This window comes from Sneathiella sp. (genome assembly GCF_036960985.1).
Classification (GTDB): Bacteria; Pseudomonadota; Alphaproteobacteria; order Sneathiellales; family Sneathiellaceae; genus Sneathiella.
Map to the genome: position 1 here is coordinate 20,083 of NZ_JBALWD010000017.1, position 24,573 is coordinate 44,655.

General features: G+C 50.0%; 22 protein-coding genes. 18 read left to right on the forward strand and 4 right to left on the reverse strand.

From position 1 onward, the window contains the following. Positions 1–12 precede the first annotated feature (12 nt). The 4 genes from V7723_RS11355 to V7723_RS11370 all read left to right on the forward strand — a co-directional run bounded on the left by V7723_RS11355 (position 13) and on the right by V7723_RS11370 (position 4,738). Entirely contained in the window at positions 13–1,056 is a 1,044-nt protein-coding gene (locus tag V7723_RS11355; RefSeq protein ID WP_335684587.1) for a 1,9-bis(guanidino)-5-aza-nonane synthase, read from the forward strand. Beyond that, positions 1,053–1,952 (forward strand): agmatinase, encoded by a 900-nt coding sequence (speB, locus tag V7723_RS11360; RefSeq protein ID WP_335684588.1) that lies wholly within the window; start codon positions 1,053–1,055, stop codon positions 1,950–1,952. The genes V7723_RS11355 and speB overlap by 4 nt, the downstream gene beginning before the upstream one ends. A gap of 141 nt (positions 1,953–2,093) precedes the next feature. Then, entirely contained in the window at positions 2,094–4,172 is a 2,079-nt protein-coding gene (locus V7723_RS11365; RefSeq protein ID WP_335684589.1) for a marine proteobacterial sortase target protein, read from the forward strand. A gap of 104 nt (positions 4,173–4,276) precedes the next feature. After that, positions 4,277–4,738, forward strand: coding sequence for a class D sortase (locus V7723_RS11370; protein WP_335684590.1), 462 nt, complete (start codon positions 4,277–4,279; stop codon positions 4,736–4,738). On the opposite strand, the gene V7723_RS11375 is transcribed toward V7723_RS11370, so the two are convergent. After that, positions 4,735–5,385, reverse strand: coding sequence for a 2-hydroxychromene-2-carboxylate isomerase (locus tag V7723_RS11375; RefSeq protein ID WP_335684591.1), 651 nt, complete (start codon positions 5,383–5,385; stop codon positions 4,735–4,737). The two genes, V7723_RS11370 and V7723_RS11375, sit on opposite strands and share 4 nt — an antisense overlap. A gap of 166 nt (positions 5,386–5,551) precedes the next feature. Between V7723_RS11375 and V7723_RS11380 the strand changes: the two genes are divergently transcribed. From V7723_RS11380 to V7723_RS11405, 6 genes are all read left to right on the forward strand, one after another. Further along, positions 5,552–6,352 (forward strand): undecaprenyl-diphosphate phosphatase, encoded by an 801-nt coding sequence (locus tag V7723_RS11380; RefSeq protein WP_335684592.1) that lies wholly within the window; start codon positions 5,552–5,554, stop codon positions 6,350–6,352. 97 nt (positions 6,353–6,449) lie between these two features. After that, positions 6,450–7,295, forward strand: a complete 846-nt coding sequence (locus V7723_RS11385; RefSeq protein ID WP_335684593.1) for a DUF3108 domain-containing protein — start codon at positions 6,450–6,452, stop codon at positions 7,293–7,295. Between the two features lie 51 nt (positions 7,296–7,346). Continuing rightward, the gene (locus V7723_RS11390; protein WP_335684594.1) at positions 7,347–7,799 is read left to right on the forward strand and encodes a D-Ala-D-Ala carboxypeptidase family metallohydrolase; all 453 of its coding nucleotides are present in this window, start codon (positions 7,347–7,349) and stop codon (positions 7,797–7,799) included. A gap of 108 nt (positions 7,800–7,907) precedes the next feature. Continuing rightward, the gene (locus V7723_RS11395) at positions 7,908–9,296 is read left to right on the forward strand and encodes an adenylate/guanylate cyclase domain-containing protein (protein WP_335684595.1); all 1,389 of its coding nucleotides are present in this window, start codon (positions 7,908–7,910) and stop codon (positions 9,294–9,296) included. A gap of 87 nt (positions 9,297–9,383) precedes the next feature. Further along, complete coding sequence (locus V7723_RS11400; RefSeq protein ID WP_335684596.1) at positions 9,384–10,475, forward strand: Zn-dependent alcohol dehydrogenase; 1,092 nt, start codon at positions 9,384–9,386, stop codon at positions 10,473–10,475. Further along, positions 10,472–11,665 carry a mandelate racemase/muconate lactonizing enzyme family protein gene (locus V7723_RS11405; protein WP_335684597.1) on the forward strand — a complete coding sequence of 398 codons (1,194 nt, stop codon included), beginning with the start codon at positions 10,472–10,474 and terminating at the stop codon, positions 11,663–11,665. Before V7723_RS11400 ends, V7723_RS11405 begins: the two co-directional genes overlap by 4 nt. A gap of 6 nt (positions 11,666–11,671) precedes the next feature. Here V7723_RS11405 and V7723_RS11410 read toward each other — a convergent pair whose 3' ends face one another. The 3 genes from V7723_RS11410 to V7723_RS11420 form a co-directional block, all read right to left on the reverse strand. Next, positions 11,672–12,316, reverse strand: a complete 645-nt coding sequence (locus tag V7723_RS11410) for an MBL fold metallo-hydrolase (RefSeq protein ID WP_335684598.1) — start codon at positions 12,314–12,316, stop codon at positions 11,672–11,674. A 67-nt stretch (positions 12,317–12,383) separates the two neighbouring features. Continuing rightward, on the reverse strand, positions 12,384–13,874 hold the full coding sequence (locus tag V7723_RS11415) for a helicase HerA-like domain-containing protein (protein WP_335684599.1): 1,491 nt from the start codon (positions 13,872–13,874) through the stop codon (positions 12,384–12,386). A gap of 63 nt (positions 13,875–13,937) precedes the next feature. Next, positions 13,938–14,825, reverse strand: coding sequence for a LysR substrate-binding domain-containing protein (locus V7723_RS11420; RefSeq protein WP_335684600.1), 888 nt, complete (start codon positions 14,823–14,825; stop codon positions 13,938–13,940). Between the two features lie 133 nt (positions 14,826–14,958). Here V7723_RS11420 and V7723_RS11425 point away from each other — a divergent pair, with 133 nt between their 5' ends. From V7723_RS11425 to ccoP, 8 genes are all read left to right on the forward strand, one after another. Next, positions 14,959–16,746 carry an acyl-CoA dehydrogenase family protein gene (locus tag V7723_RS11425; RefSeq protein WP_335684601.1) on the forward strand — a complete coding sequence of 596 codons (1,788 nt, stop codon included), beginning with the start codon at positions 14,959–14,961 and terminating at the stop codon, positions 16,744–16,746. Between the two features lie 37 nt (positions 16,747–16,783). Continuing rightward, positions 16,784–18,502 carry an acyl-CoA dehydrogenase family protein gene (locus tag V7723_RS11430; protein ID WP_335684602.1) on the forward strand — a complete coding sequence of 573 codons (1,719 nt, stop codon included), beginning with the start codon at positions 16,784–16,786 and terminating at the stop codon, positions 18,500–18,502. A 344-nt stretch (positions 18,503–18,846) separates the two neighbouring features. Then, positions 18,847–19,638 (forward strand): Crp/Fnr family transcriptional regulator, encoded by a 792-nt coding sequence (locus V7723_RS11435; protein WP_335684603.1) that lies wholly within the window; start codon positions 18,847–18,849, stop codon positions 19,636–19,638. Beyond that, positions 19,635–20,984: an oxygen-independent coproporphyrinogen III oxidase gene (gene hemN / locus V7723_RS11440; protein WP_335684604.1), complete on the forward strand. Its 1,350-nt coding sequence runs from the start codon at positions 19,635–19,637 to the stop codon at positions 20,982–20,984. The genes V7723_RS11435 and hemN overlap by 4 nt, the downstream gene beginning before the upstream one ends. Positions 20,985–21,165: 181 nt before the next feature. Beyond that, positions 21,166–22,794, forward strand: coding sequence for a cytochrome-c oxidase, cbb3-type subunit I (gene ccoN, locus V7723_RS11445; RefSeq protein WP_335684605.1), 1,629 nt, complete (start codon positions 21,166–21,168; stop codon positions 22,792–22,794). 5 nt (positions 22,795–22,799) lie between these two features. Next, complete coding sequence (ccoO, locus tag V7723_RS11450) at positions 22,800–23,525, forward strand: cytochrome-c oxidase, cbb3-type subunit II (protein WP_335684606.1); 726 nt, start codon at positions 22,800–22,802, stop codon at positions 23,523–23,525. Between the two features lie 8 nt (positions 23,526–23,533). Next, a complete protein-coding gene (locus V7723_RS11455) occupies positions 23,534–23,683 on the forward strand; it encodes a cbb3-type cytochrome oxidase subunit 3 (protein ID WP_335684607.1) in 150 nt (49 codons plus the stop codon). A 2-nt stretch (positions 23,684–23,685) separates the two neighbouring features. After that, positions 23,686–24,564 carry a cytochrome-c oxidase, cbb3-type subunit III gene (gene ccoP / locus V7723_RS11460; protein ID WP_335684608.1) on the forward strand — a complete coding sequence of 293 codons (879 nt, stop codon included), beginning with the start codon at positions 23,686–23,688 and terminating at the stop codon, positions 24,562–24,564. Positions 24,565–24,573: the final 9 nt, after the last annotated feature.

Sequence of the window (24,573 nt, forward strand, 5' to 3'; positions counted from 1 at the left end):
AGGACCCGGGAAGTGACAGAGAAGCAGCCGCCCCAGAATAACGAAAAGGCGGCGCTGCTGTCGTCTCCGGTCGAGCATATTGATTTCAAGAGTTTCGACGCCCGCCCGATCATCGACGCCATGGCAAAAATGTCTTTCACCTCGCGGGATCTGGCCCGGGCGACGGATATTTTTAATAAAGCTGTTGGCGAACCGGACGGCGCCGTAATCCTGACATTGGCCGGATCTACTTCGGCCGGTGGTTGCATGGATGTTTATCGGGATCTGGTGGAAACCGGCATGGTGGATGCGGTGGTTTCCACGGGGGCCTCCATCGTTGATATGGATTTTTTCGAGGCGTTGGGCTTTCGCCATTATCAAGGAGATGTGGCCGTCGATGACAACGCCTTGCGCGCCCAGTATATCGATCGTATTTATGATACCTATATCGATGAAGAAGAGCTGCAAAGCTGCGACGAAACCATCAAAGTGATTGCCGATAGTCTGGACCGGCGCGCCTATTCATCCCGGGAATTTATCTGGGAAATGGGGCGATGGCTGAAGCAGAATTCGGTCAAGAAAAACTCCCTGATTGAGACCTGTTATGACCATAACGTGCCGATTTTTGTTCCGGCCTTTTCAGATTGTTCAGCCGGTTTTGGCCTTGTCAAACATCAAGTAGAACATCCAGAAAACCATATAACCATCGACAGCATAAAAGATTTTCGTGAATTAACGGAAATCAAGATCGCGGCGGGCACCACCGGACTTTTGATGGTGGGCGGCGGCGTTCCAAAGAATTTTGTTCAGGACACGGTGGTCTGCGCGGAGATCCTGGGCAAAGAAGTCGATATGCATAAATACGCCATTCAGATTACCGTGGCCGACGTGCGCGACGGGGCCTGCTCTTCGTCAACGTTGAAGGAAGCGGCCAGTTGGGGGAAAGTGGATACGACTTTCGAACAGATGGTCTTCGCCGAAGCCTCTTCGGTCATTCCGTTACTGGCCTCCGATGCCTATCACCGCGGTGTCTGGAAAGACCGGCCGCGCCGTAATTTCGCGCAGCTATTTACATGACCATCCCGTTCGTCGTCATGCCGCCGGGCGATGGGTTTCTTGGTCTTCCAGAAGAAGACGCGGTAAGCTACGCCGAGGCGAAAGCCGTGGTTGTACCCTTCGGTCTGGAAGCGTCGGTCAGCTATGGCGGCGGAACCGCTGCCGGGCCCGCAGCTATGATCACCGCCAGCCATCAGGTGGAGCTGTTTGACGAGGATTTATGGCGGGAGCCGTTTCGTGATTTTGGTGTCGTCACGTTGGCGCAACCAGACTTTTCGCCAAATGATATTGCGGCGGCGCTGGAGGTCCTGGAGGGATTAAACAGCCAGCTGCTGGAAGACGATAAGTTTCCGATTGTCTTTGGCGGGGAACATTCCATAACGCCCGGCGCCATCCGCCCCTTTCTTGAAAAATACCCAGATTTGATTGTTCTGCATTTTGATGCCCATGCGGATCTGCGCGATGGCTATGAAGGGGAGCATTTCTCCCATGCCGCCGCCATCCGGCGTGTGCTGGATCATCCGACCCTGCCCATCGTCTCTGTCGGCATCCGCAATATCTCGGCGGAAGAAATTCCGTTTCTTGACGCCAACCGTCACCGTATGACAATTCATTGGGGCAAGGATCGAGACAGTTGGAATGTGGACGAGATTGTCGGGCCGCTGAAAGGTCGGCCCGTCTATGTGACCTTTGATCTGGATGGGTTTGATAGTTCTGTCATGCCGGCAACCGGGACGCCGGAACCGGGCGGGTTCTTCTGGAATGACGCCATGGTCATTCTCAAGGCCGCGGCGCAGGCTGGAACCTTTGTCGGGGCGGATATTAATGAACTGGCGCCCATACAGGACTTTCCGGCGCCGGATTTTCTGGCGGCCAAGCTGGCGTATAAAATCCTGTCTTACGGGCTCGCTGGTTAAAGAAAACGGCGAAAAAATGGCCTTTTCGACGGATTTCTGCGGTTATATACATCAAATTTATCTAAAAAAAGCCCTGATTGCGTAGTTTCGCTGCCGCATTTCTTTTGCATATTACCTTTTCAACAAAAAGGGAATGGGCATATGCGGTATCATCAAACGAGAACACAGCATAAAAATATAGTCGGCTTGATCGCATATAAAATCAGCAATTCCTGGCAGCAGATAATCGTCGCAACCGTCGCCTCAACCATCGCAACTTTATGTATTCTGAACGTCGTCATGGCGTCGGAGCGCAACGCGGCTGACATGTCGGCGCTGAAGATGGTGCCGATGGGGGCAGAACAGGTGGGCGAACCCGTCACCGTTTTGCAAGCGGAAATTCTATCGACGGAAATCTCTTCTGTGGTCACCGGGTTTATTGTTCGGACCACGGTGCGCCAGCAATTTAGAAATTCTTCAACTGACTGGATGGAGGGAATGTATCAATTTCCGCTGCCCGATGATGCGGCCGTTGACGAAATGGTGCTGATTATCGGGGAACGGCGGATCGTGTCGGAAATTCAGGAAAAGAAACAAGCGCTTAAAACCTATCAGAAGGCCGCTATTGCCGGTAAAAAAGCAGCGTTGTTAAGCCAGCAACGACCCAATATGTTTTCAACCTCGGTTGCCAATATCGAACCGGGCGGGGATATCGTCGTCGAACTCAGTTTTCAGTCCCTGGCGGCGCAGGATGGGGTTAATTTCAGCTGGCGCATGCCGCAGGCCATCACACCGCGTTACAACTCACCGTCGGCCGCCACCTATATTCAGGATGCCAATGTCACCGCGTCGGACAGTCACTACGATCGCCGCGGCGACCGCAATCCCACTAGCTTTCGTATTCTGATGCAAAAGGCAGATGCCTTGTCGGCATTGGAAAGTCCGTCCCATGACATCGATTTGAGCGAAGGCGATGACAGGGCACGTGTGATTAAGTTGGCCAATGGTGCCTTGCCGGCAGACAAGGATTTCGTCCTGCATTGGCAATATGCCCAAGGCGACGAAGCCTCCACCGTCGTGTTTTTTGAAGACGGGGAGGACGCCCGATATATCCTCGGGATGGTGCTCCCGCCGAAAGCCGCAACGGAAGTCTCCTCGGCGCCGCGCGATATTACTTTCGTCATTGATGTGTCCGGCTCCATGCATGGCTTGTCCATGGAACAGGCGCGCAAGGCCCTGACCAAAGGTCTTGAGCTTTTGGGGCCCAAAGACAGATTTGATATTATTGCCTTTAATGACAAAACCTGGCGGCTGTTCGGGCAAAGCCGGGCGGTGACCGCCGCCAACCTTGCCCAGGCCTATCAGTTTATCGGTGGGTTGCAGGCGGATCGGGGAACCGAGATGTATCCGGCCTTGTCGGCCGCCCTGCTGGATGTCCAGTCTGAAGATTATTTACGGCAGATCATGTTTCTGACAGACGGGGCCGTCTCCAACGAACAGCGGATGTTCGATCTGGTGAAGAAGACCGTTGGTCCGGCGCGACTGTTTACCGTTGGATTGGGCAGTGCGCCCAATGGCTGGTTTATGCGCAAAGCCGCCGAGCAGGGACGCGGGGTGCATTTGCAAGTGAGCAATCTGGCCAATACCCAGTCGGAGCTGGAAAGCCTGTTCTACGATATGTCGGCACCGACTTTACAAAATATCGAGCTGCAATTATCCGAAAGCAGCGATTTTTACCCGCGGCAAATCCCTGATTTATTTGGACAGCGGCCTTTAACATTTGTCGCCCGCCACGATCAAAGCGCTGCGCCGATCCGAATTGCTGCGGTGGGGCCGCAGGGGCAACCCTGGAGCTACGATTTCGAGATGAGCGAGGCGTCAACCGGCAGCGGCATTTCCAAGCTTTGGGCGGGCCGCAAGATCGAATCCCTGACCGATGCGCGCGCGCGCGGAATGAGTGCGGATCTGGTGCGAGAAGCGGTACTTGATGTGTCCCTGACCCATGGGGTCCTCAGTGAATTTACCAGTTTTGTTGCCGTCGATCAGACACCGGTCCGGGTGCGCCAAGATTTCCTCAAGAAAGTGCAGCTTAAAGGTAATCTGCCGCAAGGCACCAGCTGGGAGAAATTCTATGGACCGAAAACAGCGTCTCCCATGATCTGGCAACTTACCTCCGGCTTGGTGTTGCTGATGCTGGCAATCGCGTTGTTCTTTGCCGTCCGTCGGCGGGTAGGGACATGATGGCCAAAGCCGTTGCCCTACTGCTTGTTGCACTGCTGCTGAGTGTTGCAGGATGGCAGCTGGGGCAGGCAGGGTTGATTGCTGGCAAGGCCTGGGCCGCGCCGGTGCTGATCGAATGGTCGTGGGATCATCGCGACGATGACAGCTTGCCTGAAAAACCCTGGCCCTGGGCCGATAGCTATCCTGTTGCCCGTCTGGATGTTGCTGGCGATGACATCACCCGCTTTGTCCTGGCGGGCGATAACATGCGCAATCTGGCCTTTGGACCCGTGATGTCTGAAGTGGCGGCCTCGCAGATTTTATACGGCCATCGGGATACCCATTTCAGGTTTCTGAAAGACCTGAAACCGGGCCAATCCCTGTCGTTTCAAGAAGCTGGTCAGCAGGCGACGAACTGGCAGGTACAGAAGTTAAGCATCCTGTCCGCGGACGCCTTGTCTGTCCCCACCGACACCGGGACACCGGGCCTCCTCCTGGTCACCTGTTACCCCTTCGATGCGGTCAGTACAGAAACTGACCAACGCTATGTCGTCTGGTTAGTCCCTGATGATCAGCGCGCCCTTTAACGGGCGGCGAGCCCATCGTTGCTCATGCGCCAGACGCAAGTATCAATGCGATCCTGTCCAAAGAAGGCTTCGTTGTTATAGGCCAGGGTTGGGACACCCCAATGCCCGGAGGCTTCAAGTGCGGCCTGGTTTTCGCCGACTTTCTGCGTGTAGGTCTCGAACTGGCCCTCGATCAGGCTATCGAGATGGGCCAGATCAAAGCCAGCTCTTTCTGCAGCGCGGGCCAGATGGTCGCCTTCATGCCAGTCTTTCGTGTCGCCATTCCAGATCATTCTAGAAACTTCATCGGTAAACGCCAGGCCATCACCGGTTTCACTGGCGGCGATGCCAAGATGGGTGAGGCGATGAATATGCGGCTGTTCTTTGGGTATTTCTCGCGTGACATTGTTCATGGCGACGGGATCGGGGCTCGGCCAGCTGATCGGCGTGCCGTTCATCTCCCCGACACGCATGATATCTTTAAGCAAATAGGGGATCCACAGGGGGTTGATCGCCGAAAAGAAATCCGGGTTCCGGATTGCAATGGGATAAACCGGCCGGACATTGACGGCCAAATCATATTCACGGCGCAGGTCGACAATACGTCCTGTGGCCAAGTATGAATAGGGGCTTCTGTAGGAATAAAATAAATCGACGTTATGGGTCATGGTTTCCTCCACGCTTCTGTGATTGTTTAGTGACACAATAGAGGCGACGGGTAACAAAGACTACTTTCTTTTCTTTACCGCGATGGATGCGGGCGTCATTGTTTCCCTATTATATTCCTGTGCGAGCGTAATAATTGCGCAATCTTTTTAAGCTAAAGAAATTGATATGGCATTGTTTCATATAATCATTCTTGCACTGGTTCAGGGTATTACGGAATTTCTTCCCATATCCTCCAGCGGGCATTTGTTAATCATCTCCCCGCTGACCGGTTGGCCCGATCAAGGGCAGGTGCTGGATATTGCCGTGCATGTGGGCACATTGTTTGCCGTGATCCTCTATTTCTGGCGGGATATTGTTGAAATCGCCGTTGCGCTTCTCAACCCCCGTCGCTCGGAGTCCGCTCCCGCGCTTCGTTTATTCGGGCATGTCATCGTTGCCAGCATACCTGCTGTCATTGCCGGTGGGCTTTTGTACTTCCTGGTTACTCTTGATTTAAGATCTATCCTGCTGGTGGCGATGACGACGATAATTTTCGGCGTCCTTTTAGGCTGGGCCGATAAAACCTATCCAGTGAACAATTCGCTACGACAGATGAACTATAGAGATGCCTTGATCATCGGCATGTTTCAGATTTTTTCGCTGCTGCCCGGCACCAGCCGATCGGGCGTAACCATGATGGCGGCGCGTATGAGGGGCTTTGACCGGGCGGAGGCTGCGCATTTTTCCATGTTACTGTCTATTCCGACAATCATGGGCGCGGGGACGTTGGGAACGTTAAGCTTGTTGAACGCTGGCAATGCTGATTTCAGTATGGACGCGCTTCTGGCCGCCGGTATAGCATTTGTATTCGCATTAATGGCGATCAGCTTACTAATGAAATGGATCAGCCGTATTGGATTCATGCCTTTTGTGATTTATCGCCTGGCTCTGGGTGCTCTGCTTCTTGGTGTTTATTTCTTAAGTTAGCGTCGTACGCCCTCCATCAAATTTTATAAAAACTTGATAAAATGCTGCGCAAGCACCATGTTTTGTCGAATGGGGTTTGTTAGGGATGGAAAACATTATGTTCAAGTCAAATTCTGCCGGTAAATCAAAAACAGGTCTTCTATGCGGAACTGTTTTGGCCATTAGTGTATTTGCCGCCTCTGCTGCTGCGGCAGAAAAAATCACAGAACTCAAGCACTCTGTCTATGTCGGAGGCTTGTTTCTTGGTAGTATTGATACAGAAATCGGCGAAGAAAATAACAACTATCGCATCGAAAGCGTTGCCAATACCAGCAAGGCGTTTGACTGGGCATTTAAATGGATTGCCAAGGGCAAAACTGTTGGGCTGATCGATCGCGATAAAATTTCACCCTTTCTTCATCGACACGAAAGTACCTGGAATAAAAATGCTCGCTCGGCGACAATGAATTATGATCCATCTGGTGCCGTCACTGTTGAAACGACGGGGAAAGTCTCTTCTGATCCGAATAAATATACGACCATAGATCCCGCCAGCCTGACGAACAGTATTGATCCTATGTCTGCCATGTTACTGGTTTCCAACAGACTGGAAGCCGGGCAAGGCTGCAATGCAGAAGTCCCAGTGTTCGATGGTCGGCGGCGTTACGATGTCAAGCTTACGGAAAAGGACAGCCGGTTGTTCAAACCTTCACGGTATTCAGTATTCGCAGGTGAAGCGATTGGATGCAAAATTGAAATCGTCAAAAAAGGCGGCTTCAAAAAAGGACAAGACAACTATGATCGCATGAACCAGGAAATTGTGGTCTGGGCGGCAGCTCCTGTTGCCGGAGCACGAGTTGTCCCTGTTAGAATGCAAATCACAACTGATTTTGGTGGTATGGAACTTCACCTTGCGAAGTATCATGAAGGCCCCATTCAGTTGGTTAGTAAAAACAGCAAGTAAGCAGACAGCTTCTAGCATTAATCTGAAATCGGCTTTTCGGAAGGGGGTCTGATGCAGCTGACGACGCACTTCACGTTGTATGAACTTGTTAAAAGCCAGACGGCCGTACGTCTGGGTATTCGAAACATCCCTGGCGAACAAGAAATGGGCAATTTAAGATTGGTTGCGGAACATATTCTGCAGCCTATTCGGGATCATTTTGGAATTCCATTTGCGCCAACAAGCGGTTATCGATGCCGCCAATTAAATCGCGCCTTGAAATCGAAGGATACCTCGCAACATATTAAGGGTCAGGCGGTGGACCTGGAAATACCGACAGTCTCTAATCTGGAATTGGCAAGTTGGATAAAAGACACCCTCAAATTTGATCAACTCATTCTTGAGTTTCACACGGCAGGCGAAGAGGCCAGCGGCTGGGTGCATTGTTCGTATGTTGACGAGAACCCGCGTATGGCGGTTTTGAATATGGTGAATGACGATGAAGAACAAGCGGCATTCGCCTAGCTGAATGTCTTTAATCCGCAGAATGCAGATACTTCACACGTATGAAAAGATACCAACAGCTGCTATTAACGGATAAGCAGGAATTGGTAGAGTATATGGGGCAGCAAAATGACAGAAGTACAAACCCGCGGTTGGTTTGGAAGGCGTAAGCGTAGCGTAGTACCGGACGATGTGCCGTCACATAAGTATCTGGACGAGGCCCTCAATCAGAGCAAACGGGAAGGCCTGCAGCTAGCTGTCCGCGCCAGGACTATTTCTCTTGCCGTTATTGGCATTTTCCTGATCTACCTTAATCCTCATTATTCCGTTGTATATTATGAAGTATTGCTGGTTGGATTTGCTCTGATCGGTTGGGCGCAATTGAAGATTGGTCGTGTCGGGCGATCCCGGGCCGAATTGTTGCTTTTGTTCCTTGATCTGGCATTGATGACAGTTGTTCTGGTGGTACCAAACCCGTTTGACCAACGCGAATGGTCAATTGGTATGCAATACCGATTTAACGGATTTTCCTATTTTTATGTTCTTTTGGCTGGTGCAGCGCTGGCGTATTCCTGGCGTACGCTTTTTGCCGTGGCCGGGTATACGGCCATGTTATGGATGGGAGCCTATTTCTGGGCACGCGAACAGCCGTCCAGCATTGATCACCTTAGTGAAAAGATGAAAACCGTATTATCAGACTACCCACATATCCTCGAATTTGTTGATCCAAATAATATACTCATCCAGGCCCGTATTCAGGAAGTTCTGATATTTGCAATTGTCGCCGGCATCATTGCTCTCAACAGTTGGCGTGCAAACCAGTTGCTATTAAGGCAGGCGGATGCCGCTCGGGGCCGTGCAAATCTGGCACGTCATTTCCCCCCTAACATTGTCGATAACCTTGCAGCCCGCGATCAACCCCTTGGAGACGTGCGCGAGCAACCGGTCGCCGTCTTGTTTGCTGATATTGTCGGCTTTACAAAAATGGCGGAAGCGCAAACGCCGGACGCGATTGTCGCATTGCTTCGGGATTTTCATTCCCGCATGGAGGCCTGTGTTTTCGATAACAGTGGTACCTTGGATAAGTTCCTTGGCGACGGTCTGATGGCAACTTTTGGGACGCCGGATACCTCACCCGATGATGCGATGAATGCCCTTCAATGTGCACAATCCATGAACGCTATTATGAAAGAATGGAATGCGGCTCGACAGGAGGCTAACTTGCCGCCCATCAGGTTGTCTGTTGGCATCCATTATGGCGATGTTGTTTTGGGAGATATTGGTTCGGAGCGGCGTCTTGAATATGCGGTTCTGGGGGATGTGGTCAATGTGGCCAGCCGTCTCGAGACATTGACCCGGCCACTCAATGCATCTGTTCTGGTAAGTGATGCTGTGATAAATGCCGCGGGCGGCGCGGAGACTGCTGAAAAGCTTGGATATACAGCAACCGGCCCCCAAGAAATCAGAGGCAGAGAGCAAACTATCAGCGGTTGGCAATTGGCCCGCAATGACGGATGAAATAAATTGTTTTACCGCCTATTTGCCCCATTGCTTTTTTCAATAGTTACGTAGACACTCTGCTCAAATAGTGATTGGGAGTGTCGTATGAAAGCAGCCGTGTGCCGGGCGTTCGGACAGCCGTTGGAGATTGAAGAACTAACCCTTGGGGCCCCACAAGCTGGCGAAGTCAAAGTGACCTTGGCAGCCTGTGCAATTTGTCATTCAGATCTTACATTTATGGACGGTGGATGGGGAGGGCAGCTTCCTCAAATTCTGGGCCACGAAGCTTCAGGTGTTGTCGAAGAACTCGGTGAAGGCGTCGTTAATGTTCAAGTCGGCGATCGGGTGCTAGTGACGTTACTGCGGTCTTGCGGTCATTGCGGGAATTGTGAAAGCGGAGAGCCCTATATTTGCGGAACTTCCTTTCCTATCGATACGGACAGTCGCGTTGAAACGGCGTCGGGCGAAAAGGTTGGCCAGGGGCTCAAAACCGGGGCCTTCGCCGAAGAAGTTGTCGTCAATCAGTCTCAAGTCATTCCGATTCCGGACACCGTACCGATGGACGCGGCGTCCCTTCTTTCGTGTGGTGTGATTACCGGCTTGGGCGCCGTCGTGAACACAGCCAAAGTTGAATATGGCAGTTCTGTCGTCGTGATCGGCTGTGGCGGCGTGGGACTGAATTCTGTACAGGGCGCAACCTTGGTCAATGCCTATCCGATTATAGCGCTGGATCTGGTAGATAGTAAGTTGGAAGCGGCGCAGGATTTCGGCGCCACGCACACCGTCAATCCGCTTGCCAATGACGCGCATGAAAAAGTTATGGAATTGACGTCCGGCCAAGGAGCCAATTACGTCTTTGTCGCTGCGGGAAGCCCAAAGGCATTTGAACAGGGCCTGGATCTTTTGGCATCTTCCGGGACGATGGTGATTGTCGGTATGCCGCCGACAGGGCAAAAAATATCCGTAGAAGCGGGTAACATTGCCGGTGCAGGGCAAAAAATCATCGGGAGTAAGATGGGCTCCACCCGGCTTCGCATAGACATTCCGAAACTCATAACACTCTACGAAAAAGGCCGGCTGAAGCTCGACGAGTTGATAACCGGTCGGTATTCGTTAGAGGATATCAATCAGGCCATTGACGATGTGCGGGCAGACAAAGCGCTTCGAAATGTTATAGTATTTGGTGAGAAATCATGAAAATCACAGACTTGAAAACCTATGTCGTAGGAACGCCGCCGCCGCATTGGGGTGGCCAGTTTTGGGTTCTGCTCAAACTGACGACGGACACTGGAATTGAGGGTATCGGGGAAGCCTATGCGGTGCCCTTTCATCCGGATGTGACAGTCAAAATGATTGAAGATGTATTTGAGCGCCGTGTCGTCGGCAAAAATCCATTTCACATTGAACGCCTGTGGCGACAAGTCTATTCCAGCGGATACACACAGCGACCCGATGTTTCGATGATGGGTGTTCTCAGCGCGTTGGAAATGGCCTGTTGGGATATAATCGGCAAGGAAACCAATAAACCGGTTTACGAACTGCTGGGTGGCCGCGTCCATGAGAAGCTTCGCTCTTATACCTACCTTTATCCAAAAGAGAATGATTCCGTCGACGTATATATCGATCCGGATATGGCGGCGGAGCGGGCGGCGGAAAATGTGGCCCTCGGTTTCACCGGCGTCAAATTTGATCCCGTTGGGCCGTACTCCGCGTTTGATCCGCGACAGCCCTCTTTGGAACGTATGGACATTTCCGAAAAACTGGTGAAAAGGGTGCGCGAAGCCGTTGGCGACAAAGCAGACCTTCTTTTCGGCACCCACGGTCAACTTACAACCTCCGGCGCTATTCGATTGGCCCGCCGTTTGGAAAAATATGATCCCTTATGGTTTGAAGAACCAACACCTCCGGAAAACCCCAATGAAATGGCCAAGCTATCGCGTCAGACAACAATCCCTGTTGCTACCGGCGAAAGGCTCTGCACGAAATATGAATTTCATCGGGTGCTTGAAGCCGGGGCAGCGTCGATTATGCAAATGGCGCTGGGCCGTGTCGGCGGATTGCTGGAGGGCAAGAAAATTGCCAGTCTGGCAGAAGTTTACTATGCGCAAATCGCGCCACATATGTATTGCGGTCCTGTGTCGGCCATGGCGGATATTCAACTCAGCACCTGCACGCCAAATTTCTTGATACAGGAAAGCATCAATACCATGGGCGACTTCCATGCCGAGATCCTGAAAGAACCGATCCAATGGCAGGATGGCTATATTATTCCGCCAACCAAACCGGGCTTGGGTATTGAGCTCAACGAAGATGTCATTGCGGCGCACCCTTTTACAGGTACGGAACTGCATCTTGAAATGGTGGATGATCCCGCGACATTCGGTTAGACGTCGTCAGCCGAAATTCATATCGGCAACAAACGGATTTGTTTGGCGTTCGCGTCCGAATGTGGACATATCGCCATGCCCGGGAACAAACGCAATGTCATCGCCGAGCGGCCACAGTTTTTCACGAATTGAATGGATGAGATCTTCATGGTTGCCGCGCGGAAAATCGGTGCGGCCGATTGAGCCTTGAAACAACACGTCCCCAACTATGGCAATGCGCGCTTTCGGATGAATAAACACCACATGTCCGGGCGTATGGCCAGGGCAATGAACCACGTCAAAGGTTTGATTGCCAACGGTTACTTTGTCGTCATCTTCTAACCAGCGATCCGGTGTAAAAGCGTAAGAGGTGGGAAAGCCATATTTCGCACATTGAACTGGAAGTTGGTCAATCCAGAATTTATCCTCTATATGCGGGCCTTCGATTGGGACACCAAGTTTTTCATGGAGTTCCTGCGTGCCGCCCGCATGATCAAGATGGCCGTGCGTAATGAGTATCTTCTCTATTTCAACGCTTTGATCTTCGGCGGCTTTAAGGATTTGATCGAGATCACCGCCCGGATCGACGACCGCGCCTTTCATGGTTTCTTCGCACCAGATGAGGCTGCAATTTTGCGCAAACGGCGTAACGGGGATAATGACTGCTTTCATTTGCAATCGGATTTAAAGAAAAATCCGTCCTTCCTGACTGGGTTATTCAGAATTTGGGTTGGCGCCGTTATCTTTTCAAGGCGCCAAGTATCCCGCGTTCAAGTGCTTTTACAATTGATCTTCCAACAGTGGAACCAATGGATCTAAGTAAGGATTTGAAAGCTGCTTCGCCGCTGCTTTGTCGGTTGGAGGCGCGTTTTTTCGGTTTGGCTTTTCCTTCTTCCTTTGCCGCTTTTTCAGCTGCTTTTGCGGCATTTTCCGCGCGTTCTTGTAAGATTTCATAGGCGGACTCGTTATCCACCGATTGACCATACTTATCCGCCAAATCACTTTCCGTAATCTCGCTTTTGCGGATGGTCTTTGTCACCGGCCCCAGTTTTGAGGAGGGGGGACGGATCATTGTGCGCTGGACAATGGACGGCTGTCCTTTTGCTTCCAACGTCGAGATCAGGGCTTCACCGACACCAAGGGTGGTTATGACATCCTCCACATCAAAAGCTGGATTTGGGCGATAGGTTTGCGACGCCAGGCGAATGGCTTTTTGCTGCTTTGGTGTGAACGCCCGCAGGGCATGCTGGACACGATTGCCCAGCTGGCCAAGAACGGAATCCGGAATATCCCCGGGGCTTTGAGTAACGAAGAAAACCCCTACGCCCTTGGATCGGATCAGTCGAACGACTTGTTCTATTTTTTCCAGCAGCGCCTTGGGGGCGTCCTTGAACAGCAAATGGGCTTCATCAAAGAAAAACACGAGCTTTGGTCGGTCGGAATCTCCGGCTTCGGGCAATTCCTCAAACAATTCCGATAACATCCATAACAGGAATGTGCCGTATAACCGCGGCGAATTCATCAACTTGTCGGCAGCGAGGATATTTACTTTGCCGCGCCCTTCTGCGTCGGTTCTGATGAAATCCTTCAGATCAAGCGCGGGTTCGCCGAAAAACTGACTGGCGCCTTGATTGTCAAGCCGCAAAAGGGAGCGTTGGATAGCGCCAACGGATTGCGGGGAGACATTTCCGTATTCCGCCGAAATTTCCTTGCGCTGTTCATTCACCGAGCTGAGAAGGGCTCGTAAATCCTTCAAGTCCAGCAACAACAATCCTTGTTCGTCAGCAACTCGAAATGCGATATTCAGAACGCCTTCCTGAGTATCGTTCAGCTCAAGCATGCGGGCCAACATAAGAGGACCGATTTCGGAGACCGTGGTTCGGACAGGATGCCCTTGTTTGCCAAACAGGTCCCAAAAAACCACCGGAAACGCCTGGCCCGAAAACTCGTCTGATAGCCCGATCAAGTCAGCGCGTTTGGTGAGGAACCCTTCCATCTTTGATGGCCGGCACATTCCAGACAGATCGCCTTTTGCATCCGCGAGAAAAACCGGAACGCCCGCGGCGGCGAAACCCTCGGCCAATACTTGAAGAGTCACAGTCTTTCCGGTGCCGGTGGCGCCTGCGACTAACCCATGGCGGTTGCCCCATTTAAGCGGCAGATACTGATTGGAGCCCGTGCCATTATCGCTTTTGCCAATATAAATGGCGTCGTCTACCAAACAATCCATAGCGTTATCACCTATACTTCATAAAATTTGCGGGCCGCCTTATCTTTATACGGTTTATGGAATTTATACAGGTTGTTTGGCCGCCTCAAGCATCCATTCGCGAATGGCCACTAATTTAGGCCGGCTTGATTTGCGTGTGGAAGAAACAAGGTGAAAGGGAAATCCGGATCGGCGAACAATATCAAACGGTTTTACCAGCCGCCCAGCTTTGATATCTTCCTGCACAAGAGCGTCAATACCAATGGCGACACCAAGCCCGTTCATGGCCGCATGTTGCGCCATATTCGCGCTTTCAAACTGCAAGCCTTTACTGGAATCAACACTCTCTAAACCCGCCTTATGAAGCCATCTTGGCCAATCAGTAGGGCGCGGATTCTCATGCAAAAGAACAACATCCTGCAGATCTGTAAGGTTTTTGATTTGCTCTGCTAGTTTCGGACTACAGACAGGATAGGTGTCGACTTCCAATAGCTTGTCAATTTGCATACCTTTAATGGTGGTTCCTTCTGCCAATACCTGAACAGATAAATCGAAATCGTCCCGCTCGTAATCTGCCGGATTTAAGGACGTAATAAGTTGTATGTCTATATCCGGATACTTTTCGTAAAGGCTTGCCCAGCGCGGTATGAGCCAATTTATTGCAAATGTAGGATAGGTGCAGATAGAGAGGGCATTTCGAAGATTCTCGCTTCTTAACCGCACAGACGCTGCCGCAAGTTTTTCAAGCGGCACCGTCACCTCTGAAAGATACTGACGTCCAACGGCTGTAAGTTCGACTTTCTTGTGATGACGATGAAATAGCGTTTTTCCAAGATAATGCTCAAGGCTTTGAATTTGGCGACTGACAGCTCCGGGTGTTACGCCCAGTTCTTCTGCTGCTTGATTGAAACTCAAATAACGACAAGCCGATTCGAAAGCTCTAAGGCCTGATGTAGAGGGGATATGAAGCATATTTCGGTACCTTTGCGTGAGTATTTAGCAATCATATCATGCGGAATATTCGATTGTCTAATGCTCTTCTGTAGAGCAGGGTATAGGTCAACAATTGACCAAGTTCACTGCGCCTACACCGAGGAAAACTAAGATGAATTCTATAAATAAGAAGCAACATTTTGTTCCACAAGAACTGTCGGACTATGTGGCGCCCGATTGCCATGGATTAAATTTCTTCGATGTCGACACCGGGTTACAAGACCTCATGCATTGCTACATGCCTGAGGATCTACGCTCCCATATGGAACCTCATTTTAAAAAACTGGGTCAGATTGCCGGAACGGATCTTGATGATTGGTCCCGCGAGGCTGATCGGCATATACCAAAATTACATACCCGAGATGCCCGTGGCCGCAATGAAGACTGGATCGAATTTCATCCGTCTTATCGCAAAATGGAAGAGGTGGCTCTTGGGCAATTTGGTATTCATTGCATGTCCCGAAAAAGCGGGGTTCTCGGTTGGGAGGGAGTAGTTCCTCCGGTCGCAAAATATATATTTCAATACTTGTTCGGCCAATCTGAGTTTGGCCAACTTTGCCCAATTTCCGCAACGGACAGTACGGCAATGCTGATTAAAAGCTATGCAGATGATAAAACGAAAGACCGCTTTCTCGATCGGATGTTAAGTCAGGATATGAATGAAATCCTGAAAGGCGCCCAGTTCATGACCGAGAAAACAGGCGGGTCAGATGTCTCTAATATCTCTTTGGAAGCACGCGAGGAGAATGGCACCTGGACACTTCACGGAGAAAAATGGTTCTGTTCCTGTGCCGATGGTGATGTGGCACTCTTGCTAGCCCGCCCACAAGGTGCGCCAGAAGGAAATAGTGGCCTGGCTCTTTTTGCTCTGCCTCGTCATCTTGATGATGGCCGCAGAAATTCCTATCGGATTGTCCGCCTAAAAGAAAAACTTGGGTCCAAATCCATGGCCTCCGGCGAAATTATCTTTGATGGGGCCGTTGCTTATCCGCTGGGCGATGTTGGCGCGCATCCAAATGGCGGTCTGAAGATGATGATGGATCAGGTGAATATATCTCGCCTTTCTCATGGTGTTCGGGCGGCGTCAATGATGCGCCGCTGTTTGAATGAAGCCCTGACTGTAGCTAATTACCGAAAAGCCTTCGGCAGCACCTTGATAGAAAAGCCTCTGCTGCGTCGCCAGTTGATGAAATTAATGGTGCCAACAGAACAGGCGCTTTCAATGTTCATGTTTGTTGCTGATAATTTGCACAAAGCGGATGGCGGCGATGAAGCTGCAGCCAAACGGACACGCATTTTAACACCGCTTCTCAAATACCGGACTGCTCGGGATAATGTCCGTGTGGCGACTGGCGCCATGGAAGTTCGAGGCGGCAACGGCTTTATCGAAGACTGGGTTAATCCACGCCTCGTTCGGGATGCGCATTTAGGGGTGTTATGGGAAGGTACGTCGAATATTAATTCGCTGGACGTAACCACGCGTGCCATTGCACGCTTGGGGGCACATGAAGACCTTGGGGAAGAATTAACCGCCCAGTTGGAGGATAATAAATCCATTCCGGGCCAGTATGCAGGACAGTTAAAAGGACTGGTTGATCAGACGGTAAAATTCGCCGAGGAAGTCGCGCGTTCCGGAAAAGAAACACACGCCCGAAAGGCCTCCAGTGCGCTTTACCATGTTACGACTGCGACATTGCTTGCAAACGAAGGAACGAAGTTGGGAGAAATCGGTCGAGACGCTCGAAGACTGCTTCTGTCTCGCATGGTCGTGGATCACAAGTTGAATTCTGCGCAACCGCTTTCCATGGAAAATGATGCCTTCGATACTGCGGCAACAGATGTGCTACTGTCTGATAAATCAATCAAACTTGACGAAGCAAAGGCTATTCTTACTCTATGATCAAGCGTCCTACTTTCCTTGCGAACTCGGAGTTACTATGAATATTGAAGCATCCATTCCCAAAAATGCAGAAAAAAAGGAACTGGAAGATTGGGTGGCAGACGATTGCCACGGACTTAACTTTTTCGATATCGATCAAAGCCTTCAGGATTTGCTAACACTGTATCTTCCGCAAGATCTCCGAGAGCATATGACCCCAATTTATCAGCGACTGGGCAATATCGCGGGTAACCGGTTGGATGATCTGGCCCGGATGTGCGATCGGCATCCACCCGTATTGCATTCCCGAGATGCGCGCGGGCGGAATGAGGACTGGATTGAGTTTCATCCGGCATACCGGGAAATGGAACAACTGGGATATGGAGAATTTGGTATCCACGCCATGTCGCATAAGCCCGGAGTTTTTGGTTGGCCTGAAAAAATTCCACCCATGGCCAAGTATATTTTTCAGTATTTGTTTACGCAGTCTGAATTTGGATTGATGTGTCCTATTTCCGTGACAGATACATCCGCGATGTTGCTTGAACGATATGGGCCGGAAATTGCCAAGGACAAATATCTTGATCTCATGCTCAGTCAGGATATGGAAAGTAGTTATAAAGGTGCTCAGTTTATGACTGAGAAGATCGGAGGATCTGAAGTCGCGAATTTTGCTGTTACGGCGAAACAGGAAGATGGCGAATGGAAGATATACGGCGACAAATGGTTCTGCTCCTGTGCAGATGCGGATGTATGTCTGGTTCTGGCGAGGCCGGAGGGGGCCCCGGACGGAAATTCAGGTCTGGCGATATTTGCGGTTCCAAGGCAGCTTGAGAATGGCCGCCGGAATAAATACCGCATTGTCCGCTTGAAAGACAAAATGGGCACAAAGTCCATGGCCTCTGGCGAGATCGTTTTTGAAGGTGCCTTAGGATACGCCTTTGGCGATGTTGGTGCCAAGCCTAACCCAGGCTTGAAGCAGATGATGGATCAAGTCAGCATGTCTCGGCTGTCTCATGGTGTTCGCGCTGCAGGAATGATGCGTCGCTGCTTGAATGAGGCTCTCGTGACTGCGAAAACAAGAGATGTTTTCGGTGAAGCCATAATTCATAAACCGCTCCTGCGCCGTCAATTGCTTAAACTGATGGTGCCAACGGAGCAGGTACTTTCAATGGTCATGCATGTAGCCAATATTCTTCACAAAGCTGATGCAGGAGATGAAAGCGCTAAGCGACTTAATCGAATTCTTACGCCCCTTTTAAAATTCAGAGCATGCCGAGACAATATTACTGTCGCAACAGGATCACTGGAAGTGCGTGGCGGCAATGGGTTTATTGAGGATTGGGTGAATTCTCGACTAGTTCGTGATGCCCACACTGGGTTGCTCTGGGAAGGGACGTCCAATATTAATGCGTTGGATATTACGACAAGGGCTATCGCAAAAGTTGGTGCGCACGAAGCGCTGGCTGAAGATTTGAAAGACCGTATAGAAACTGCTGAAGGGATACCAGGTCAATATGGTGGTGAGCTAATTGGGTTGATTGATCGGGCGACATCGTTTGCAGAAGACGTAGCGAAGTCTGGTAATGAAACGCTGGCGAGGCAGGCATCAGATGCTCTTTATCATGTAACAACAGCAACATTACTGGCAACGGAAGGGGCGGCGCTTGGAGAAGCCGGTGGTGATGCGCGTCGTCTCTTGCTATCGCGGTTGGTTGTCGACACCAGGTTGCGCTCCCATGACCCGTTAAGTGTTGGTGATAGTGCTTTGAAATAGAAGCCGGCAATCGCCTTTTGCAGGATGCACCTGTATTATTGGCAGATGCTATGGATCTATTAACTCTTTGACGGTTTCCTTGCGTAAAAATAACTAAAAATAAGCGAGGAAAGCGTAAATATCCCGGCTGTGGCAATTTGCCGCTGCTGGGATATTTTTTGCTAGAGGCTATATAAACTGCCAAAAAATTCTCTAATTTGCGAAATTTCTCGGTAGAATTAACCGGTGGCCAAGCCTGCGTCATCTGACCGCATGGAATGTTCTTTAATATGCGGGAATTATTGCCTAACCAGAAGCTACCAATCGCGGCCGATAGGTAATGACCGACAAGGGGAGAAGAGAAAATGGCACTAGAATTGAGAGATCGAGAAACCGGTGTATTTGAGGCTTATGAAGCGAAATCTTACCGCCCGCTAAATCCTGTAGCAAGGGCTCGACCAATTCCCTTATCTCCTTGTAATTGTTGTGCCGCCCATAAAAAGGCGATTTGCGCTTCTTTAGATGGGAAAGAACTCACCCGGTTCAGAAAACTAAGTCAAGTTCGCCTGGTCAAGGCAGGACAGTCAATTTATCGGGAAATGGATCCCGCAAATTATTTATACACCGTTGTTTCAGGTGAAGCGCGGCTTTCGAGTTTACTAAATGATGGACGCCGGCAGGTAACAGATTTCAGGGCCTGTGGCGACAAGCTCGGAGAGCATAATCAAGGCTATTATACTGCCGATGCGGAGGCAATTACTGACACGATTGTCTGCCAAACGCCGCTTCCAGATATTCGGGCTCGTTTAAACGATATGCCGGGCCTGCGTAACTCTTTGATGGATAAGATGGAGTATGAAATAAACCAGATGAGAAGCCACCTTTTGTTGCTGGGCCGGAAGACACCTATTGAGAAGGTTGCGACATTCTTAGTTGAACGCGCTCAGAAGTTTAAAAACGCGAACGGAGATGATAGCGAGATCAGCCTTTCCATGAGTAGGCGTGATATTGCTGATTACCTAGGACTGACAATCGAGACGGTCAGCCGAACGTTGACCACTCTAAAATCAAATGATGTTCTAATAATTCCGTCTTCTGATCGGATATCCGTTCTCGATATGACGGAATTGAAGTGTTTGGCAGGCTTAGAGCCATGACAGATGGGGTGAAGGACAGACTTTCGCAATCTGTTCCCAGATATACGAGTTATCCAACTGCGCCTCATTTCTCTTCCCGCATTGATGCCCGAACGTACCGTCGCTGGTTAGAAGAGCTAAATGCGGATAAACCCCTTTCTATTTATGTGCATGTCCCCTTTTGCCGGAAAATGTGCTGGTATTGTGGGTGCCATACGAAAGTAACGGCGAAGTACGAACCGATAGCCAAATATGTGCGGGCGATGCAGACGGAAATAAAGTTGCTGGCGTCAATTTTACCGGAGAGGTTCTCGATCTCTCATATTCATTGGGGGGGCGGCACACCAACTATTCTTTCGCCTGCCGATTTTAAATCAACTATGCAGCTGTTTGAAGAGTATTTCGATTTCACGGAAAAGGCGGAAAAGGCGATCGAAATAGATCCGCGCACCCTAGATGCTGAAATGATAGATGCGTTGGCAGCGGCGGGAATTAATCGTGCCAGTTTAGGCGTACAAGATTTCAGTTTGGTTGTGCAAGAAGCCATAAATCGCGTTCAACCTTATGAAACGACCAAAGCGGTGACGGAAGATCTCAGAGCAGCCGGCATAACTAACATTAATTTCGATCTGATGTATGGATTGCCACTGCAGAACGAAACGGACGTGCGGCGCACCGTAGATTTGGCCCATAGCCTGAGGCCCGATCGCATAGCTCTATTTGGTTATGCGCATGTTCCGTGGATGAAAAGCCACATGAAAATGATCCGGGATCAGGATCTGCCTGATGGCCCAGCACGATTGACACAAGCCAACTCCGCATCTGATCGTCTAGCTGAGCTTGGGTATCGAAAAATTGGTTTGGATCATTTCGCGGCGGAACATGACGAACTGGCAGTTAGCCATAACCAAGGTAAACTGAGCCGTAATTTCCAAGGATATACAACGGACAATGCGGAGACTTTACTGGGTATAGGCGCTTCCTCGATTGGAAGTTTACCGCGCGGTTATGTCCAGAATACCGTTCCTATGCGCAGCTACGAAGAGTTTATGCAAAAGGGTGAATTGGCTGTTATCAAAGGCATAGAACTTAGTCTCGATGATAAAATTCGGCGGCATATAATTGAAAGATTGATGTGCGATCTTGAAGTAAATTTGAATAGCGCACGTGGCCTGTTTCCAATACAAATTTCGGATTTTCAACCAGAGTTGACAGCTCTCGTAGAACTTGAGCAAGAGGGTTTAGTTGAGAACAAGCTTGGTCATTTGGTGGTAACGAATAAGGGGCGTCCGTTCGTGCGATCTATTTGTGCCGTGTTTGACAAATATTTAAATCAAGGCTTGGCGCAGCACTCAAAAGCGGTTTAAATTAAAGTTAAGTTATGTGCGAAAAACGGCTTGGGGGAGTTTGTTGGTTGGCTATTGATCTTAATCAATGCAGGCTCGATACGTCGCGATAAAGTGGGGATGCTGGGGTTCGTCGCAAAGAAGTTCCTGAGGCGCAAAATTTCAGAACCCGAGAAAATTAACGAAGAAGACGGAACTCGACATGAATCTGTTATGGCTAGGCTTTACAATTATTGGGGCTTTAATTGGGATCTTGCTGTCGGCCAAGGCCGTTGATCCGGCAATGATGATCCATGGGATGCTCTTTTCCATCGCCAGCGTCATTAGCGCTTTTGCTCTTATTTCGCGGCATTATAGTTCGCTCAATATTCCCGTATTGACCAATGGAAATGGGCAGGTCGATTATAATATCGATATTGTAAAAGCAGGACTTATTGCCTCTACAGTCTGGGGGATCGTGGGTTTTTCCGTCGGCCTTATTATTGCGTTACAGCTGGCTTTTCCAGTTCTGAATTTCGATTTACCCTGGACAAATTTTGGTCGGTTGCGGCCACTTCATACGTCGGCCGTTGTGTTCGCTTTTGGCGGAAACGTGCTGATTATGACATCGTTCCACGTCGTGCAGCGAACGTGTCGCGCTCGCTTAGCTGGAACAATGGCTCCATGGTTTGTTTTTTGGGGCTATCAGTTGTTTATTGTTTTGGCAGCAACGGGTTATCTTTTGGGTGTGACGCAGTCCAAGGAATATGCCGAGCCTGAGTGGTATGTGGACATTTGGCTAACGTTAGTCTGGGTCGTTTATCTGTTTGTTTTCCTTGCGACCCTCTGGAAACGAAAAGAAAAGCATATTTATGTTGCGAACTGGTTCTACTTGGCTTTCATTGTTACGGTAGCGATGCTCCATATCGTCAATAACCTGTCCATGCCCGTGAGTTTTACTGGGGTGAAAAGCTACTCCTTATTCGCCGGTGTTCAAAGCGCATTGACACAATGGTGGTACGGACATAATGCCGTTGGCTTTTTCCTGACGGCCGGTTTCCTCGGGATTATGTATTACTTCATCCCTAAACGCGTTAATCGGCCTGTCTATTCCTATCGCCTATCAATCATTCATTTCTGGTCGTTGATCTTCTTGTATATTTGGGCTGGACCTCATCACCTGCATTATACGGCTTTGCCAGATTGGGCGCAGACTTTAGGCATGACATTCTCAATTATGCTGTGGATGCCCTCATGGGGCGGCATGATTAACGGCCTGATGACGTTGTCTGGAGCCTGGGATAAATTGCGCACCGATCCGGTCGTTCGCTTCTTGGTGACGTCTGTTGCCTTCTATGGCATGAGCACATTTGAAGGGCCTCTGATGTCGATTAAAGCGGTAAATGCGCTCAGCCATTACACCGACTGGACCATCGGCCATGTACATTCCGGAGCTCTCGGTTGGGTCGCATATATAAGTTTCGGCGCAATGTATTTCCTAGTCCCTGTATTGTGGAAACGAAAAACACTTTATTCTGATATGCTGGTTAATCTTCATTTTTGGATTTCTACTCTTGGCATCGTGTTGTATATCACGGCGATGTGGGTATCCGGCATTTTGCAAGGCCTAATGTGGCGCGCATATGACAGTTTTGGTTTCTTAGAGTATTCGTTCAGCGAATCCGTTGAAGCAATGCATCCTTTTTATGTGATCCGTGCGTTGGGCGGCGTGTTGTTCGTAATCGGGTCGCTGATTATGGCTTACAATTTATGGCGGACTATTCGTGGTGATGTCCGTCAAAAGGAAGTTGGCGCTTTGGTCCTTAACGCAGAATATGTTGGGGCGAGGTAAGCAGTATGTTCAGTCATAAAGTAATTGAGAAAAACTCGATCCTTTTGGTAGTCCTCTCGCTTTTCGTCGTCTCTATTGGTGGGATTATTGAAATCGCGCCTCTATTTTACCTTGAGAGTACAATCGAAAAAGTGAAAGGGATGCGACCTTACAGTCCGTTGGAATTGGCGGGGCGCGACATCTATATTCGTGAAGGTTGTTATAATTGCCACAGCCAAATGATTCGTCCTTTGCGAGATGAGGCGGAGCGATATGGTCATTATTCCCTTGCTGCAGAAAGCATGTATGACCATCCGTTCCAATGGGGCTCCAAGCGGACGGGGCCGGACCTCGCTCGGGTTGGTGGGCGGTATTCAGATGAGTGGCATACAACCCACATGAATAATCCACGGGACGTAGTTCCAGAGTCGATCATGCCCGGTTATCCTTTTCTTGCGAAAACAACTCTGGATATTCCGGATATAAAGGCGAACCTCGTTGCCAACAAAATGGTTGGAGTTCCCTATACCGACGAAATGTTGGAGCAAGCGGCTGCGGATTTAAGAACACAAGTGGATCCAGATGCCGATGACGTTGACGGTTTGTTGGAGCGATATCCAAAGGCCCAAGTACGTGACTTCGATGGTAACCCTGCAATGTTATCTGAGTTGGATGCAATGATTGCATATTTGCAAATGATGGGAACACTTGTTGATTTCACGTCTTATGACGCTGACGCCAACAAGAGGTAGGAGGACAGATGGATTATAATTCGGTTTCCGCCTTTTCGCAGAGTTACGGTCTGCTGTATCTATTCGGCATGTTTCTTATCGTCGTTGGTTACGCGCTTTGGCCGCGAAACAAGGAGAAATTTGACGAAGCTGCCCAGATCCCGCTTGAGGAAGATTAAACATGTCCGACAATTCCAACAACGTAGAGAAAGACGAGTTCTCCGGTACTGAGACGACGGGGCACGAATGGGATGGTATCAAAGAGCTCGATACACCGATGCCCCGTTGGTGGTTGTGGACGATGTATGCCACGATCGTTTGGTCAATCGGCTACTGGATCGTTATGCCAGCTTGGCCATTGGTAACTGATTACACAAGAGGAATGATTGGTTATTCATCCCGTGGCCTGTTGGAGCAGGAATTGGCTGCTGCTGCTGACGCTCATTCTGTTGATCGTGCTGCGCTAGTCACCATGGAGCTCAGTAACGTTAAATCCGACCAGCAAACCTACCAATTTGCGCTTTCTGGTGGAAAATCTGCGTTTGCTGTCAATTGCTCGCAATGCCATGGATCTGGGGCGCAAGGTGCACCAGGATTTCCAAACTTGAATGATGATGACTGGCTATGGGGTGGCAGCGTCGATCAAATTTATGAAACGATTAAGTACGGGATCCGATCGGACCACGAGGACACCCGAATAGGGGATATGCCGGCTTTTTTGGATGATGAATTATTGGAAAAAGATCAGATTAGCGATGTGGCGGATTACATATTGTCATTGTCGCAAAGCAGTCAGAACGAAGAAGCTGTCATGCGTGGCAAGGAAGTTTACGTGGAAAACTGTGCGTCGTGCCATGGGGACAACGCCAAAGGATTACGCGAATTTGGAGCGCCAAATTTGACTGACGCAATCTGGTTCTATGGCGGAGACAAAGCAACTATCGTTAGAACAATCTCGAAGGGCCGCGCAAATGTAATGCCGGCGTGGGCAAATCGTTTGGACGATGTAACCATACGTCAAATGACATTGTTTGTGCATTCCCTGGGGGGCGGGGAGTAATTTCTGTTT